The following is a 15,244-nucleotide window of genomic DNA, read 5'->3' as shown; positions in this document are numbered from 1 at the left end:
CAAGGCAGAAACGTCAAGTAAACTTGCATTTTGCTCGTTTGCGCTAGCTTCGCAAATAGGCAGATAAGGACGGGGCATCATGAAAAAATTGGCATTGGCGGCGCTTTTGATGTTTACGGCCTGCACGGGTAAACCTGCGCTTGATGATCCAAATCTCAGCAGCCGCGCCTTGAACCTAGAAGAATTTTTTCAAGGTGATCTTGTGGCCTATGGTCAGTTTCAGGATGTCTTGGGCGAGGTGCGCCGCCGCTTTGAGGTGAAGATCAACGGGACATGGGATGGGGAAACCCTGCGTTTGGTCGAAGATTTCGTTTATGAAGATGGCAGCACCGAACAGCGTATTTGGCTCTTGGAAAAGCTGGACGAACAACGATGGCAAGGAACGGCTGACGGGGTGATCGGCATCGCAACGGGCGAGGAGCGTGGAGATGTCTTTAATTGGGCCTATACGATTGACCTGCCAGTGGAGCAGGGTGAAACGCTGCGGGTCAGCTTTGATGACTGGATGTGGCTCTTGAGTGATGACCGATTGCTCAACCGTGCCTATATGAAGCGCTTTGGCGTGACCATCGGTGAGGTCATCATTTATTTCGAACGGGTTTGATCCCCGCCCTTTGGTGGCACTGGGTCGTAACCTGATCCGCCAAGAGGGTGGCAGCGTCCAATGCGGCGCAGCAAAAGATAGCTGCCTTTGATCGGTCCATGTCGCTCAAGCGCCTCAAGCGCATAGGCGCTGCAGGTCGGCTGATAGCGGCAGTTAAACCCTACCCATGGGCTGAAAATCACCCGATAAGCCCGAATAGGCAAAGATAGGATCCATGCCAATATGCGCATCTACGCCCCCCGCTTTCGCGGCGCGTGGATGCGGGATAAGGCTGCGACCAACTCTACCTGCATTTGCGCAAAAGGATGCAACAAGGTGACTTCGGGACGGCCCACCAACACATAGTCCCACCCCGCTTGCCCATGCAGGGCTAATGTGTCGCGCGCAATTTCACGCAAGCGGCGCTTTGCGCGGTTACGCGCCACCGCATTGCCGATCTTTTTAGAGCAGGTATAGCCAACGCGGATCACCTTTGGATCCACGCCCTCATCCGCGTCACGCTTGCGCGCCTGAAGCAAGAAGGCAGGCGCAGGCGCACGGGCCGCTTTGGCAGCCCGTAAGAAATCGGCACGTTTGCACAAGGTTTCCATGATCCAAGCCCGATTTGGCGTTCAAATGCAAAAAGCCCCTGACGAAATCTCGGCAGGGGCGCGTTGAGGGTTGCCCCTCAAAGCCTGAGAAACGCTTATGCGCTCAGAGATTTGCGGCCACGCGCTCGGCGCGCGTTCAAAACCTTGCGGCCTGCTTTGGTCGCCATGCGTGCGCGGAAGCCATGACGGCGCTTGCGCACGAGGTTTGAAGGCTGAAAAGTCCGTTTTGACATCGGCTTGCTCCAGTTTGCTGGTCGGCGCGCGCCTACGCGCACAAGTCACACGACCAAAAGAATCCGTATAAGGACTGCGGCATACGCAAAGCAAAGCGGCGTGTCAATAAATGCGCGCGGTAAAATGCAACCTAACTCAAGTTTATTGTGATGGGCATAGAATCGCGCAACATATGCGCGGGGCGTTACAATTCCACAATAAAACAACTATCTATGTGGCTGAGGGTATGCGGGGAAGGTTTCGTGTTTAACACACTCTCGGGACGATTTTTGATTTTGACCCTGTGCTTCGTAATGTTGGCAGAGGTTTTGATCTTCGTGCCATCGGTGGCCCGATTCCGTGAGGATTATCTTTTGTCGCGCCTTGAGAGGGCGCAAATTGCGTCACTGGCCCTCTTGGCGAATGATGGGATGGTTGATCCTGCGCTTGAGGATGAATTGCTGCTCAATTCAGATGTTTTAAACGTTGTGTTGCGGCGGGACGCGGTGCGGGAACTGGTGCTGGCTGCGCCGCAAATCCCGCCTGTGGCCACCACCTATGATCTGCGCAATCCTCCATCCTTGGGTTTGATCCGCGATGCCATGATGCAGCTTTGGGATCAAAGAGATCGCACAATCCGCGTGATTGGCGCGCCTGTGCGCGATGCGGGCCTTGAGATCGAGGTGACCATGCACAGCGCCCCCTTACGCGCCGCGATGGTCGAGTTTGGTCTGCGGATCCTTGCCCTGTCGGCGGTGATTTCTGCCTTCACGGCGGCGCTTTTATTTTTCTCTGTGCGGTATTTCCTTGTGACACCGATGAACCGCGTGGTCGGGCAGGTGCGCGCCTATGCGGATGCACCCGAAGATGCCCGCCGCATCATAACGCCAAGTGCGGGCTTGCATGAGTTGCGGGATGCTGAGGTCGCTTTGAACAAGATGCAGACCCAACTGACCGCCGCCCTGAAGCAGAAGGATCATCTTGCGCAGATGGGCGCGGCTGTGGCCAAAATCAGCCATGATTTGCGAAATATCCTGACCACAACCAGTCTGATGGCGGATCGTTTGGAGGGCAGCGATGATCCTGCCGTGCAGCGCACCACGCCAAAGTTGCTGCAATCTTTGTCACGGGCGGTCAATCTTTGCGAAGGCACCTTGGCCTTTGGTCGTGCGCAAGAGCCACCACCTGCTTTGGCGCGGGTAGATGCAGCGGGGCTGCTGCGCGATGTGGTCGAAAGTGAATCGCTTGGGCCAGATGCGGAGGCGATTGAATTCGATGTCTGTGTTGAAACAGGTTTGACCCTGCGCTGCGATGCTGAACAGATTTTCCGCGTGTTGAGCAACCTCATCCGCAACGCAAGGCAGGCCATTGCAGCACAAGGGGGGGTAGGCGTGATCCGTATCTCGGCCCAAGCTGCCCCAAATGAAGACGGGTGGGAAATTCGTATTCGCGACACGGGGCCGGGACTGCCAAAAAAGGCGCTAGAACATTTGTTCAAACCTTTCCAAGGTGGCGCGCGCAAAGGTGGCTCGGGTCTTGGCCTTGCCATAGCGGCGGAATTGGTGCGCGGGCATGGTGGCGCGCTGACTTTAGAATGCAGCACCTCTAAGGGAACTGAATTTAGAATTTGGCTGCCCTCACAACCTTTGGGGTGAATTCGCCCTTGCGCTGCGGTGACATGGGCGTTAAGAGCCACCTCCACGCGCTGGTAGCTCAGTTGGATAGAGTACTTGACTACGAATCAAGGGGTCGGGGGTTCGAATCCTCCCCAGCGCGCCATTTCCCTTACAGTTTAGGTTTGTTTGTCCGCAGTGTCTCGCCCCTGCGCTTGAGTTCCAGCGGCATGACGCGAGTAGAGCTTTGGCTTAGGTTGTGAGTTCTGAGACAGGAATAAAGGGAAAGAATGTCCCGCAAGACCAAACGCCGAACCAATCTGCGCCGCCCGTGTTATGCGCCACACCAAGATCGACAAGCCGATAAAAGCTCTTGCGATCGATAAGCGCCTCAAGACCGCGCCGCACTAAAACGTAAGGCGAAGGTTCCCCATCCGCGCTGCGGGTGAGGCGAATGGGGCTTTGGGCGCTGGCGCTGATGGTGTCGCCCACATTGGTTGTAAATTGCACCTCTTGCGCCGCGCCCTCGCCTCTCACAATAAAATCCTGCGCTACGAACGGGGCATCTTCGACCCGGATCCCCACCTTTTCTACGGGGGTCACGAGGAAATATTTATCCCCCTCCCGTTTCAGAATCGTTGAAAACAGGCGCACCATGCGCGGTCGCCCAATCGGGGTGCCGTTGTAAAACCATGTCCCGTCACGCCGAATTTCCATGTCGATATCGCCGCAAAAAGGTGGGTTCCATTGATCAACAGGGGGCAGTTTGCATTGCTTTTGCGCATTGGTCGCGGCGGCAAGCAGGGACTCAGGCGTCATGGTCACGATGTTTTGTCTCCTATGGGCTTTTGCCATTTGTGGTCGGCGCCATAGTTAGATTTACTAGCGAACAGGTTACGACCCCAACATAATCATTATGCGGAGCATTTCTATGGCTGAGCTTGAAAACCTGACATCCGAGATTGATCGGCTTGGTGCGCAGCTTGGTCAGGCGCGGGCAGAAATTTCCAAACGCATTATCGGTCAAGATCAAGTGGTCAGTCTGGCTTTGGCGGCGATGTTGTCAAACGGCCATGCCCTGCTGATGGGGTTGCCGGGTTTGGGGAAAACACGGCTTGTCGACACGATGGCCCAAGTCATGGGTCTGCGTGCCAATCGGGTGCAATTTACCCCTGACCTGATGCCCGCCGATATTCTGGGGTCCGAAGTTTTGGATACAGGCCCCGATGGGCAGCGCAGCTTTCGCTTTTTGGAGGGGCCTGTATTTTGTCAGCTGTTGATGGCCGATGAGATCAATCGCGCCAGCCCGCGCACGCAAAGCGCCCTCCTTCAAGCGATGCAGGAGCGAGAGGTCACAATCGCGGGTGCTGCACGCCCATTGCCCGCCCCATTTTTGGTTCTGGCCACGCAGAACCCGATTGAACAAGAGGGCACATATCCATTGCCTGAGGCGCAGCTTGATCGCTTTTTGTTGCGCATTGATGTGGCCTATCCTGATCGCGCGGCGGAGCGGGACATATTGATTGCGACAACGGGCCCAAGTGAGGCGGCAACGGCCCAAGTTTTTACCGAAGCCGATTTGATTGCGGCACAAAATTTGGTGCGCCACATGCCCGTAGGGAATCGGATTTGTGACATGATCCTTGATTTGGTGCGCGGATGTCGCCCTGACCCTACGGCTGATCCCGCGCGGATCGCGGCGCATTTGGCTTGGGGTGCGGGGCCGCGTGCCGCGCAGGCCTTAATGGTTTCAGTGCGCGCACGGGCGTTGATGGAGGGGCGATATGCGCCTTCTGTCGAGGATATTCGCGCTATGGCCCCTGCGGTTTTGATCCACCGAATGGCGCTTGGTTTTGCCGCGCGGGCCGAAGGCCATGATCTGGCCGTTCTCTTGGCCCGCGAAATTGATCTTGTTTTGGATCACGCAGCCTAAATGCCCCCGCGCGCCTCGCATAGTGATCCAACCGATCTCATGCGCCTCCGCGCTGATGCGGCTGCCCATGCGGCAGGTTTGCCCGCGTTGTTGGTTGCTGCAGAGCATTTGGCGTCCAGCCTGCATTTGGGGGATCATGGCCGCCGCCGCGCAGGCGGGGGGGATGAGTTTTGGCAATATCGACATGTCCAAGCAGGGGACAGCGCCACAGCGATTGATTGGCGCAGGTCGGGGCGAGGGGATGGATATTACGCCCGCCAAACCGAATGGCAGGCTGCGCAAAGCCTGCTTATATGGTCTGACCCTGCAGAGTCTATGCGGTATAGCTCTCTCTCGGATCCAATGGCGCAAAAACGGATGCGCGCTAATGTGATTGCGTTGGCCTTGGCCGAATTGGTTTTGCGCGCAGGTGAACGGGTTGGGTGGTTAAATAGCCAGACCCCGCCGCGTGCAGGGGTTACACAGCGCGAAGGTTTAGCGCGCGATTTACATGCCCCAAAATCAGGCGAGGTCATTGCGCAGACTATACCCAACGGCGCAAAGATTGTGATCCTGTCCGATTTTCTGCGGGGAACGGATGAATTGGTCATGGTTCTGCGCAAGGCGACCGAGGCGCGCGCGCGCGGTGTCATTCTTCATCTTATGGATCCCGCTGAAATGGCCTTCCCTTTTGCGGGGCGTGTTTTGTTCCGAGATCATCCCGCAGGGCCCGAGTTCGAGACGCAAGCGGCAGATGCATTGCGCGATGAGTATCAAGCGCGGTTAGACGCCCATCGTGCCAATCTGATGATCGAGGCACAGCGCCATGGATGGCCCTTTTTCACTCATGTAACCGACCACCCTGCCAGTGTGGCGTTGATGTCCCTCTATCAGGCTTTGTCAGAGGCGCGGCAATGATTGGGGCGCTTGGATTTTCGGCGGCGTGGGTCTTGGCGGCTTTGGCGGTGTTGCCCGCCCTTTGGTGGCTGTTGCGCGTTGTTCCGCCGCAGCCAACGCGCGTTTACTTCCCCGCGCTGATCTTTTTGCTGGGATTGACCGATAAAGAAAATGACAGTGCCAAAACCCCGTGGTGGCTGTTGATGCTACGCCTTATGGCGGCAGGGTTTTTAATCTTGGCCTTGTCTGGCCCCGTGGTGAACCCGCCTGCGTCTGAGGGAGATGAAACGCCACAAGCCCCTTTGGTGATTTTGCGCGATGGAGGTTGGGCAAGCGCGCTTGATTGGTCTGCAGAACAACAGGCCATAGAGGCCAATTTACGCGCCGCCATCCGCGATGGGCGTGCTGCTGTCGTCATTAGCCTGACCGAGCAGCCTCTGGCTTCGCTTGAGGCGCTGCTGACCTCTGGGGATGAGGAAATCACGCGGCTCTCTGCGATGCGCCCCGCACCCTTCGCGCCCGATTATGCCGCTTGGTCAGATTGGTTCGCAGAGCAATCCATTCCCTTTGACGGGCTTTGGTTTTCAGACGGATTGGCGCATGGCAGTGAACGCGCGGGCTTGGCTGAGCTTTTGGCGGCGCGGGCGGCGCGGCTGCGCGTGATCGAAACGGGCGATAACCTTTCGCGGATGGTCGCCCTTGCCCCGCTTGAGCAAGGCGGGGATGGTGTCACGCTCAGGCTCTTGCGCGCGGAATGGCCCGCGTTGCCAATGGCGCGTTATCTCGTGCAAGGCTTTGGGCCTGATCCATCAGGCGTGCCGCGCGTGTTGGTTGAGGCTGAAGCGGTCTTTGAAGAGGGGGCTGTAGAGGCCAACCTTGCCCTTACCCTGCCGCCCGAATTGCGCAATCGCCTAACCCGCTTTGAGGTGGCGGGACAACCGCAGGCGGCTGCCCGTTTATTGATTGATGACAGTCTCGCACGGCGCGAGATTGGGTTGGTTGCGTCAAATGCCCCTCAAGAGGGGCAGGCCTTGCTTTCCCCCTTCCATTATCTGCGCGAGGCGCTGTCCCCGAATGTCGATCTTATCGAGGGCGGTTTGGCCGAGATTTTGCCCGCAAATCCTGATGTGATCATTTTGGTTGATGTGACCCGTTTGCCGGAAACAGACCAATCCGATTTGATGGCATGGGTGGAGCAAGGTGGCCTGTTACTGCGCTTTGCTGGGCCACGAATGGCCGCATTGTCACCCGCCGAGATGCAAGCCGATGCACTGATGCCCGTGCAACTGCGCCAAGGCGGGCGTGCTTTGGGCGGGGCGATGTCATGGGCCGATCCGCGCAAGCTAAACCCTTTCCCAGAGACATCCCCGTTTTTTGGCCTTGCCATCCCTGATGAGGTTACGATCAGCCAACAGGTTTTGGCGCAGCCAGGCCCAGATTTGGCGGCGCGCAGTTTGGCCGCCTTGGAAGATGGCACGCCATTGGTCACGCAAATGACACGGGGGGCAGGGCGTGCTGTGTTATTCCATGTGACCGCCAATGCAGAATGGTCAAACCTGCCGCTGTCGGGTCTGTTTGTGCAGATGTTAGAGCGGCTCTCTGTCTCTACCCCCCCGATCAGCGCGGAGGGCAAAGATTACACAGGGCTTAGCTTTGTTTCCGCGCAGGTGTTGGACGGGTTTGGTGCGCTTTATGATGCGCAGGGCGAAATCACAGTTGCGGGTGAAGATTTGCAAAGCGGGGCACTATCGGCCGATATGCCGCCAGGCCTGTATCAGACCACTACGGGTCGCGTGGCTCTAAATGTGATCAAATCTGCGCAGGATCTGACTGTGGCAGATTGGCCTGCAAATGTGTTGGTCATACGGGGACTGAGCGCCCCACCAACGCCCCTTGCGCCTTGGTTGTTCCTGTTGGCGCTGATTGCGCTTGCCGCAGATATGATTGGCAGCTTGGCTGTTACGGGGCGGCTGCCTGTGCGGGCCAAAGCCGCGCTTTTTGTGGTGGTCTTGGTGGCGCCCTTTGCACCCAGTGACGCGCAAACCCTAACGCCCGAAGACATGTTTGGCCTGATCGCTACCGAAGATTTGCGCTTGGCATATGTCCTTACGGGCGATGATGCGGTGGACGAGATTTCGCGCGCAGGGCTGCAGGGTTTGTCCGATACGCTTTGGGCGCGCACCACGATTGAGCCGAGCCCACCCGTAGGCGTGGAGTTGACGCGCGATGAGTTGGCGTTTTTCCCGCTCCTGTATTGGCCCGTGACAGAAAGTCAAAACCGCCCTTCTGATGATGTCTATCAGCGCCTCAACGCCTATTTGCGCGGCGGGGGCATGATTGTTTTCGATACCCGAGATGGAGATCTTGGCGGCATTGGTGGCGCAACGCCCGCTGCACGCCGTTTGCAGGATTTGGCGCAGGGCTTGGACATTCCGCCCCTCGCGCCAATCCCTGAGGATCATGTTTTGACCCGCGCCTTCTATTTATTGGCCGATTTCCCAGGGCGCTATACTTCGCGCGATATTTGGGTTGAGGCGGCCCCACCAGAACCTGATCCTGCCGAGGGCATGCCCTTTCGCGCGCTCAATGATGGGGTGAGCCCCGTGATTATTGGTGACAATGACTGGGCTGCGGCATGGGCGGTTGATGAGGCAGGTCGCCCACTCTTGCCCATTGGGCGCGGATATGCGGGTGAGCGTCAGCGTGAAATTGCGCTCCGGTTTGGGGTCAATCTTGTGATGCATGTCTTGTCTGGAAATTACAAATCCGACCAAGTCCATGTGCCGGCCTTGCTGCAAAGATTGGGGAATTAAGGGATGGGAATGATGATCCTATTCGATCCTTATCTCCCTCCCATGGTCGTGGCTGTTGTGGCGGCTGTGTTGTTGATGATCACGGGCTATGCTGCACTGCGCGGCCTGCGCGGGTGGCCCTATCGTGCCGTTGCGGCGATGGTTGCACTTGTGGCGCTGATGCGCCCAATCTGGCAGGAGGAAACCCGCGCCCCTCTGGCCGATATCGCCCTAGTGGTGGTGGATCAATCGGCATCGCAAGGTTTGGCCGATCGTCCCGCCCAAACCGAAGCCACGCTTGCAGCCCTTGTCGCAGAATTAGAGACAAAAGGGGTCGAGGTTGAACTGCGCTATGTGGCCGATGCTGATGGCAATCAAGGGACGCAGCTTTTGTCTGCCTTAAGCGGGCTTGCTGCGGAATTGCCCCAAGAGCGCATTGCAGGCTCATTTTTGCTGACAGATGGGCAAGTGCATGATCTGGACGCAATGCTCACAGGGGTTGGCCCGGTTCACGCGCTGATCACGGGGCAGGCGGATGATTGGGATCGCGCCCTTCAAATTGAAACTGCCCCCGCCTATGGCATTTTGGGCGAAGATGTAAAAATCGCATTGCGTGTCAGTGATTTCGGCCCCCTCCCTGATGGGGTGGATGCGCGCCAGACCGAGGTGATTTATTCGATTGACGGGAACGAACCTCAACGCGCGATTGTGCCAGTTGGGCAGCCGCTTGAATTAACATTGAACCTCGCCCATGCAGGGCGGAACGTTGTGCGCTTTGAGGTGCCTGTGCAGGCGGGGGAATTAACCCCGCGCAACAATGTCGCTTATGCGCAGGTCAATGGGGTGCGGGATCGTTTGTCGGTGCTGCTTGTCTCAGGCGAGCCACATATGGGCCAACGGACATGGCGCAATTTGTTGAAATCTGACCCTGCGGTGGATTTGGTGCATTTTACCATTCTGCGCCCCCCTGAAAAGCGCGATAATGTTCCTGTGTCAGAATTGTCCTTGATAGCCTTTCCCACACGTGAGCTGTTCATGGATCAAATTGATGATTTCGATTTGATCATCTTTGATCGGTATCAACGGCGCGGGATATTGCCCCTGATCTATCTTGAAAACGTGGCGCGCTATGTCCGCGATGGCGGCGCGGTTTTGGTGGCGGCAGGCCCTGATTTTGCGGGGGCAGGGTCGCTTTATCGTTCACCTTTGGCCGATATTCTGCCCGCCGAGCCGACCGCGCGCGTGTTTGAAGAACCATATGTGCCGCATCTTTCCCGCCTTGGTGCGCGCCACCCTGTGACGCGGGGCCTTGAGGCGGCGCATTTACCCATTGCAGGATCAGATCAGCCATGGGGGCGGTGGTTCCGGCAAGTTGAGGTTGCCCCAAACGCGGGCGATGTCGTGCTTGAGGGGGTAGGTGATGCGCCGCTTTTGATCTTGGATCGCGTGGGTGAGGGGCGTGTCGCGCTCTTGGCCTCGGATCATGCATGGCTGTGGGATCGGGGATACGAGGGCGGCGGCCCACAATTAGAGCTTTTGCGCCGTCTGGCCCATTGGATGATGAAAGAGCCAGATCTTGAGGAGGAGGCGCTAAGCGCCGAAGCCGATGGTCGCGAGATGCGCATTACCCGTCAAACTATGGGGGCGGGCGTTGCCTCAGTCATTGTGACAGCGCCAGATGGGGAAGACATCACCGTGCCATTGCATGAGACGGCCGAAGGCATGTTTGAAGGCAGCTATCTTGCCCCCGAAGATGGGCTTTACCGCGTAAGTGATCCAAATGCGGCAGATCTGTCAGATATCGTTGTGGGCATTGGCCCTGCCAACCCGCGCGAATTTAGCGAGGTTATAGCGACAGGCGATCTTCTTCGTCCTCACCTTGAGGCAACGGGCGGGGTGGTGTTTTTCCTGCGCGATGCCCTGCCTGATCTGCGTCTTGTGCCCGAAGGGCGCGGTGCAGTAGGGCGCGGTTGGATGGGGCTTTATGCCCGTGATGCCTTTGTTATACAGGATGTGCGCGCCCGACCGCTTGTTCCTGTTTGGGTGTATCTCATCGCAGGTTTGGCTGCGCTTGCCGCCGCATGGCTGCGCGAAGGGCGCTTTAGAGGGGCTTAAAGACCACCACGATCAAAACGGCGATGGTGCCAAACACGCTGACCTCATTAAAGACCCGTAGGTAAAAATCGCTTTCGCGGAACTCGCCTTTTAGGGCGCGCAGGATCAAGCGACCCGTCCAGGCGTAATGCGCGCCAAGCAGGCTGACGAGGCTCAGTTTCACCCAGACCCAAGGCGCGAAATTCCAAAACCACCCAAGCCATAGCCCAGTGGCAATCGCAATCACACCAAGCCCTAGCGAAAAGCGGTAAATGCGAATCGTCAGATCGCCTGTTGGGCCAAATTCACCAAGCTGCGCATATTCCCGTTTCCAAAAGATAATGGCGCGGGGGACGGCAAAAATACCTGTCATCCAGCCCATGACGCAAAGAATATGTATGACTTTGACCCAATCCATGCTGCCTTGCTGCCTGTTTTGTTATGTCTCGTCTATGGGCAATTCGGTCGCGCATGGCTTTTGCTTGCGAAATCCTTCAAATTGGTCTAGAAATCTTACCAATACCGTAGGGAGGGCTGATTATGGAAATGCCAAAACCAAACCCCGCCATTTTGGCCAAGCGCACGCGGATCATTTCGCGGTTGCGCGATGTGCTGCCCCATGATGCGGTTATCGATGATCCGCATGAAACGCGGGCCTATGAATGTGACGCTTTGACGGCCTATCGCTGCCCGCCTTTGGCGGCGGTGTTGCCCCAGTCCACGGCTGAAGTCTCTGAGGTGCTGCGCATTTGTCACGAGGAGGGTGTGCCCGTTGTTCCGCGTGGTTCTGGCACTTCGCTTGCGGGCGGGGCCTTGCCTACGGCCGATAGCGTCATTTTGGGGGTGGCGCGCCTGACACAGGTGTTGGAAACCGATTACGACAATCGATTCATCCGTGTGCAGACAGGGCGCACCAATCTCAGCGTGACGGGCGCTGTTGAGGCGAATGATTTTTTCTATGCCCCCGACCCATCAAGCCAATTGGCCTGTGCGATTGCGGGGAATATCGGGATGAATTCTGGCGGTGCGCATTGCTTAAAATATGGGGTGACGACCAACAACTTATTGGGCGTCACGATGGTGATGATGGATGGCACAGTCGTTGAGATTGGTGGCGCGCATTTGGATGCGGGCGGCCTTGATCTATTGGGCGTGATTTGCGGCAGCGAAGGACAGCTTGGCGTGGTCACGGAGGCCACTTTGCGTATCCTCCGCAAACCCGAAGGTGCGCGCCCCGTATTGATGGGATTTGACAGCAATGAGGTCGCAGGGGAATGCGTCTCTGATATTATCAAGGCGGGCGTTCTGCCTGTGGCAATCGAATTCATGGATCGACCCTGTATCGAGGCGACTGAGGCCTTTGCCAAGGCGGGCTACCCGATGTGCGAGGCTTTGTTGATTGTCGAGGTAGAAGGATCTGAAGCGGAAATCCGCGAACAACTTGATGTGATCCTCGACATTGCCAAGCGCCACAATCCCGTGGAATTGCGCGAGGCAGCAGATGCCGATCAGGCCGCACGCATTTGGTTGGGCCGAAAATCAGCCTTCGGTGCGATGGGCCAGATCAATGATTATATGTGCCTTGATGGCACGATCCCCGTCTCAAGCTTGCCTTACGTTCTGCGCCGCATCGGCGAGATGAGCAAGGAATACGGACTTGGCGTTGCCAATGTCTTTCATGCAGGGGATGGAAATATGCACCCGTTGATCCTGTTTGATGCCAACAAACCAGGCGATCTGGAACTGTGCGAGGCTTTTGGGGCGGATATCCTCAAGCTCTGTGTTGAGGTGGGCGGTTGCCTGACGGGCGAACATGGGGTGGGCATTGAAAAGCGTGATCTGATGCTGACGCAATATAACCCAACAGACCTCGAAGCGCAGCTTTGGGTGAAGGATGTGTTCGACCCCAAATGGCTCTTGAACCCAGCAAAGGTGTTTCCGCTTTCGGTCACTGAAACCCGCCGCGATCACGCTGCCTAAGCGAAATTTCATCCCCTGATCTCATCTTGGGGGCCTACCTTATGAAAGGGGCGTTGCGCTATGTTGCAACCGAAATCCGAGGCTGAATTGGCCGATTGTCTCGCCGCAGCAAAACATCCCATGGCGATCCGTGGGGGTGGCACACGCCCGATTGGCCGCGCGGTTGCGGGCGAAGTTTTGTCAACGGCGGCCTTGAAGGGGATCACGCTTTACGAGCCTGGCGCGCTGACCTTGGTCGCGCAAGCTGGCACGCCATTGGCCGAAATTGAGGCAGTGCTTCATGCCGAGAACCAACGCCTGCCCTTCGAGCCGATGGATCATCGCGCGCTATTGGGCACAGACGGAACGCCCACAATCGGTGGGGTGGTTGCTGGCAATGTTTCGGGGCCGCGCCGTATTCAAGCGGGCGCCGCGCGTGACGGCTTGATTGGCGTGCGTTTTGTTGATGGGGCGGGAACCGTCATCAAGAATGGCGGTCGCGTGATGAAAAACGTCACGGGCTATGACCTCGTGAAACTGATTGCAGGCAGTTACGGCACGCTTGGGGTTCTTTCCGAAGTCTCCTTCAAGCTTCTTCCTGAAGTCGAAACCTGCGCCTGCCTGATCCTTGAGGGGCTGTCGGATCAGTCCGCCGTGGCCGCGCTGTCGCGTGCCCTAGCCTCACCCTATGAGGTGACAGGGGCCGCGCATGCCGCCAATCGTGGTGGCAGGTCACGCACCATGCTGCGTCTTGAAGGCTTTGCCAAAAGCGTGGCCTATCGCACAGATGCCCTACGCGCCGTTCTTGCCGAGTTCGGGGAAGTGGAGATGATATCTGATCCCGATCTGGTGCGCCAGATGTGGAAAGATCAACGCGATGTGACTGCGTATGCGGGGCAAACGGGCGATGTCTGGCGCATCTCGTGCAAACCCAGTGACGGGCCTGCAATCGGCGCGAAAATCAAGGGCGAAGTGATCTATGACTGGGGTGGCGGTCTCATTTGGGCCTTGGTTGGCGAAGGGCATGATCTGCGCAAGACCCTTGGTGCATTTGGTGGCCATGCCACGCTGATCCGTGCGTCTGAGGCCACGCATGCCCGCATCCCGACCTTCCACCCTGAGCCTGCGCCTTTGGCGGCGCTGTCAGATGGGTTGCGCCGCAAATTCGACCCAAAAGGAATATTGAACACAGGGCTGATGGCCACGGCCATGCCCGCCGCATAAGGAAGGGCGTGTTTCGCCATGCAGACGACATTCACCCCAGAACAGCTTGCCGATCCTGCCACCGCGCGCTCGAACGAGATTTTGCGCGCCTGTGTGCATTGCGGATTTTGCACGGCCACTTGCCCAACCTATCAAGTGTTGGGCGATGAATTGGACAGTCCGCGTGGGCGGATTTATCTGATCAAGGATATGCTTGAATCTGGGCGCCCAGCAGACGCAAAGACCGTCAAACATATTGACCGCTGCTTGTCCTGTTTGGCCTGCATGACCACCTGCCCTTCGGGGGTGCATTACATGCATTTGGTCGACCACGCCCGCGCCCATATTGAGCGCACCTATAAGCGCCCTTTTACGGATCGTGTTCTGCGCTTTGCCTTGGCGAAAATTCTGCCCTATCCGACACGGTTTCGCCTTGCACTTTTGGGGGCGAAGATTGGGCGGCCTTTTGCCTTTTTGATGCCTGATGCGCGGCTCAAGGCGATGTTGAGCATGGTGCCTGCGCAAATCCCGCCCGTTAGTCGCAATGATGATGCACAAAGTTTTGCGCCGCATGGCGCGCGCAAAATGCGGGTTGCTTTGATGACGGGATGCGCACAACGGGCGCTGAATACGGATATCAACGATGCCACAATTCGCCTGTTGCGCCGTTTGGGCTGCGAGGTGGTTGTGGCCGAAGGTGCAGGCTGCTGTGGGGCCTTGACCCATCACATGGGCCGCGAGACGGAATCGCATGCCTTTGCGGCAGCCAATATCAAAGCATGGATGCGCGAGGCGCGCGGCGCAGGATTGGACGCGATTGTGATCAACACGTCTGGCTGTGGAACCACAGTCAAGGATTACGGACATATGTTCCGCAACGATCCTTTGGCGGAAGATGCTGCAACCATATCAGGTCTTGCGATGGATATTTCGGAGCTTCTGCAAAAGCTGGACTTCTCTGACGCCAAAGCCCCCGAAGATTTGAACGTGGCCTATCATGCAGCCTGTTCGCTGCAACATGGCCAAAAGGTGAAAACCGCGCCGAAGGATTTGCTCAGAGCCGCGGGGTTCACGGTGCTGGAACCTGCCGACAGTCACTTATGCTGTGGATCGGCAGGCACATATAACCTTATGCAACCTGAAATCTCGGGCAAGCTTAAGGCGCGCAAAATCCGCACGCTTGAGGCCCTGCAGCCCGATGTGATTGCTGCGGGCAATATCGGCTGCATGATGCAAATTGGGTCAGGCACAGGGCATCCTATAGTGCATACTGTCGAGTTGCTTGATTGGGCCACAGGTGGGCCGAAACCGCCTGCGATGTCGCGCGCACCTCAGGAAATGCCTGTGCCAATCTTGCGCTAAATCCC

Annotated in this window: 14 protein-coding genes and 1 tRNA gene; 10 read left to right on the top strand and 5 right to left on the bottom strand. The window is 57.4% G+C overall.

Annotation, left to right across the window (positions count from 1 at the left end; all coding sequences use genetic code 11):
• The first annotated feature begins 79 nt into the window (after window positions 1–79).
• On the top strand, window positions 80–604 hold the full coding sequence (locus tag AAC636_RS11130; protein WP_340301549.1) for a DUF3833 domain-containing protein: 525 nt from the start codon (window positions 80–82) through the stop codon (window positions 602–604).
• On the opposite strand, the gene yidD is transcribed toward AAC636_RS11130, so the two are convergent.
• The 3 genes from yidD to rpmH all read right to left on the bottom strand — a co-directional run bounded on the left by yidD (window position 586) and on the right by rpmH (window position 1,427).
• Window positions 586–834: a membrane protein insertion efficiency factor YidD gene (yidD, locus tag AAC636_RS11125; protein WP_340301548.1), complete on the bottom strand. Its 249-nt coding sequence runs from the start codon at window positions 832–834 to the stop codon at window positions 586–588. The genes AAC636_RS11130 and yidD overlap by 19 nt on opposite strands.
• Window positions 835–1,194 (bottom strand): ribonuclease P protein component, encoded by a 360-nt coding sequence (gene rnpA / locus AAC636_RS11120; RefSeq protein ID WP_340259786.1) that lies wholly within the window; start codon window positions 1,192–1,194, stop codon window positions 835–837.
• Window positions 1,195–1,289: 95 nt separating this feature from the next.
• Window positions 1,290–1,427, bottom strand: coding sequence for a 50S ribosomal protein L34 (gene rpmH / locus AAC636_RS11115; RefSeq protein ID WP_317657449.1), 138 nt, complete (start codon window positions 1,425–1,427; stop codon window positions 1,290–1,292).
• Between the two features lie 243 nt (window positions 1,428–1,670).
• On the opposite strand from rpmH, the gene AAC636_RS11110 reads away from it, so the two are divergent.
• Window positions 1,671–3,062, top strand: a complete 1,392-nt coding sequence (locus AAC636_RS11110; protein ID WP_340301547.1) for a sensor histidine kinase — start codon at window positions 1,671–1,673, stop codon at window positions 3,060–3,062.
• Between the two features lie 47 nt (window positions 3,063–3,109).
• A tRNA-Arg gene (locus AAC636_RS11105) sits at window positions 3,110–3,186 on the top strand.
• A gap of 86 nt (window positions 3,187–3,272) precedes the next feature.
• On the opposite strand, the gene AAC636_RS11100 is transcribed toward AAC636_RS11105, so the two are convergent.
• Window positions 3,273–3,839 carry a DUF1285 domain-containing protein gene (locus AAC636_RS11100; RefSeq protein WP_340301546.1) on the bottom strand — a complete coding sequence of 189 codons (567 nt, stop codon included), beginning with the start codon at window positions 3,837–3,839 and terminating at the stop codon, window positions 3,273–3,275.
• Window positions 3,840–3,951: 112 nt separating this feature from the next.
• On the opposite strand from AAC636_RS11100, the gene AAC636_RS11095 reads away from it, so the two are divergent.
• Genes AAC636_RS11095 through AAC636_RS11080 form a run of 4 tightly spaced genes read left to right on the top strand, consistent with a single transcriptional unit; the run spans window position 3,952 to window position 10,736 of the window.
• Entirely contained in the window at window positions 3,952–4,953 is a 1,002-nt protein-coding gene (locus AAC636_RS11095) for an AAA family ATPase (protein ID WP_340301545.1), read from the top strand.
• Window positions 4,954–5,850, top strand: coding sequence for a DUF58 domain-containing protein (locus AAC636_RS11090; protein ID WP_340301544.1), 897 nt, complete (start codon window positions 4,954–4,956; stop codon window positions 5,848–5,850).
• Window positions 5,847–8,642: a DUF4159 domain-containing protein gene (locus AAC636_RS11085; RefSeq protein WP_340301543.1), complete on the top strand. Its 2,796-nt coding sequence runs from the start codon at window positions 5,847–5,849 to the stop codon at window positions 8,640–8,642. The genes AAC636_RS11090 and AAC636_RS11085 overlap by 4 nt, the downstream gene beginning before the upstream one ends.
• A gap of 3 nt (window positions 8,643–8,645) precedes the next feature.
• Entirely contained in the window at window positions 8,646–10,736 is a 2,091-nt protein-coding gene (locus AAC636_RS11080) for a hypothetical protein (RefSeq protein ID WP_340301542.1), read from the top strand.
• Here the strand turns inward: AAC636_RS11080 and AAC636_RS11075 are convergent.
• Window positions 10,723–11,133, bottom strand: coding sequence for a CopD family protein (locus AAC636_RS11075; RefSeq protein ID WP_340301541.1), 411 nt, complete (start codon window positions 11,131–11,133; stop codon window positions 10,723–10,725). The two genes, AAC636_RS11080 and AAC636_RS11075, sit on opposite strands and share 14 nt — an antisense overlap.
• A gap of 122 nt (window positions 11,134–11,255) precedes the next feature.
• On the opposite strand from AAC636_RS11075, the gene AAC636_RS11070 reads away from it, so the two are divergent.
• The 3 genes from AAC636_RS11070 (at window position 11,256) to glcF (ending at window position 15,239) form a co-directional block, all read left to right on the top strand.
• Window positions 11,256–12,695 (top strand): FAD-linked oxidase C-terminal domain-containing protein, encoded by a 1,440-nt coding sequence (locus tag AAC636_RS11070; protein ID WP_340298353.1) that lies wholly within the window; start codon window positions 11,256–11,258, stop codon window positions 12,693–12,695.
• 63 nt (window positions 12,696–12,758) lie between these two features.
• Window positions 12,759–13,898 carry an FAD-binding protein gene (locus AAC636_RS11065; protein WP_340301583.1) on the top strand — a complete coding sequence of 380 codons (1,140 nt, stop codon included), beginning with the start codon at window positions 12,759–12,761 and terminating at the stop codon, window positions 13,896–13,898.
• An 18-nt stretch (window positions 13,899–13,916) separates the two neighbouring features.
• Window positions 13,917–15,239, top strand: a complete 1,323-nt coding sequence (gene glcF, locus AAC636_RS11060) for a glycolate oxidase subunit GlcF (RefSeq protein ID WP_340301540.1) — start codon at window positions 13,917–13,919, stop codon at window positions 15,237–15,239.
• Window positions 15,240–15,244 lie beyond the last annotated feature (5 nt).

Origin of the sequence: Roseobacter sp. HKCCD5988 (assembly GCF_037830355.1) — a bacterium.
In the GTDB taxonomy this organism is placed as follows: Bacteria; Pseudomonadota; Alphaproteobacteria; order Rhodobacterales; family Rhodobacteraceae; genus M30B80.
The sequence above is the reverse complement of the archived record's forward strand: the minus strand, read 5'-3'. Positions and strand labels throughout refer to the sequence as shown.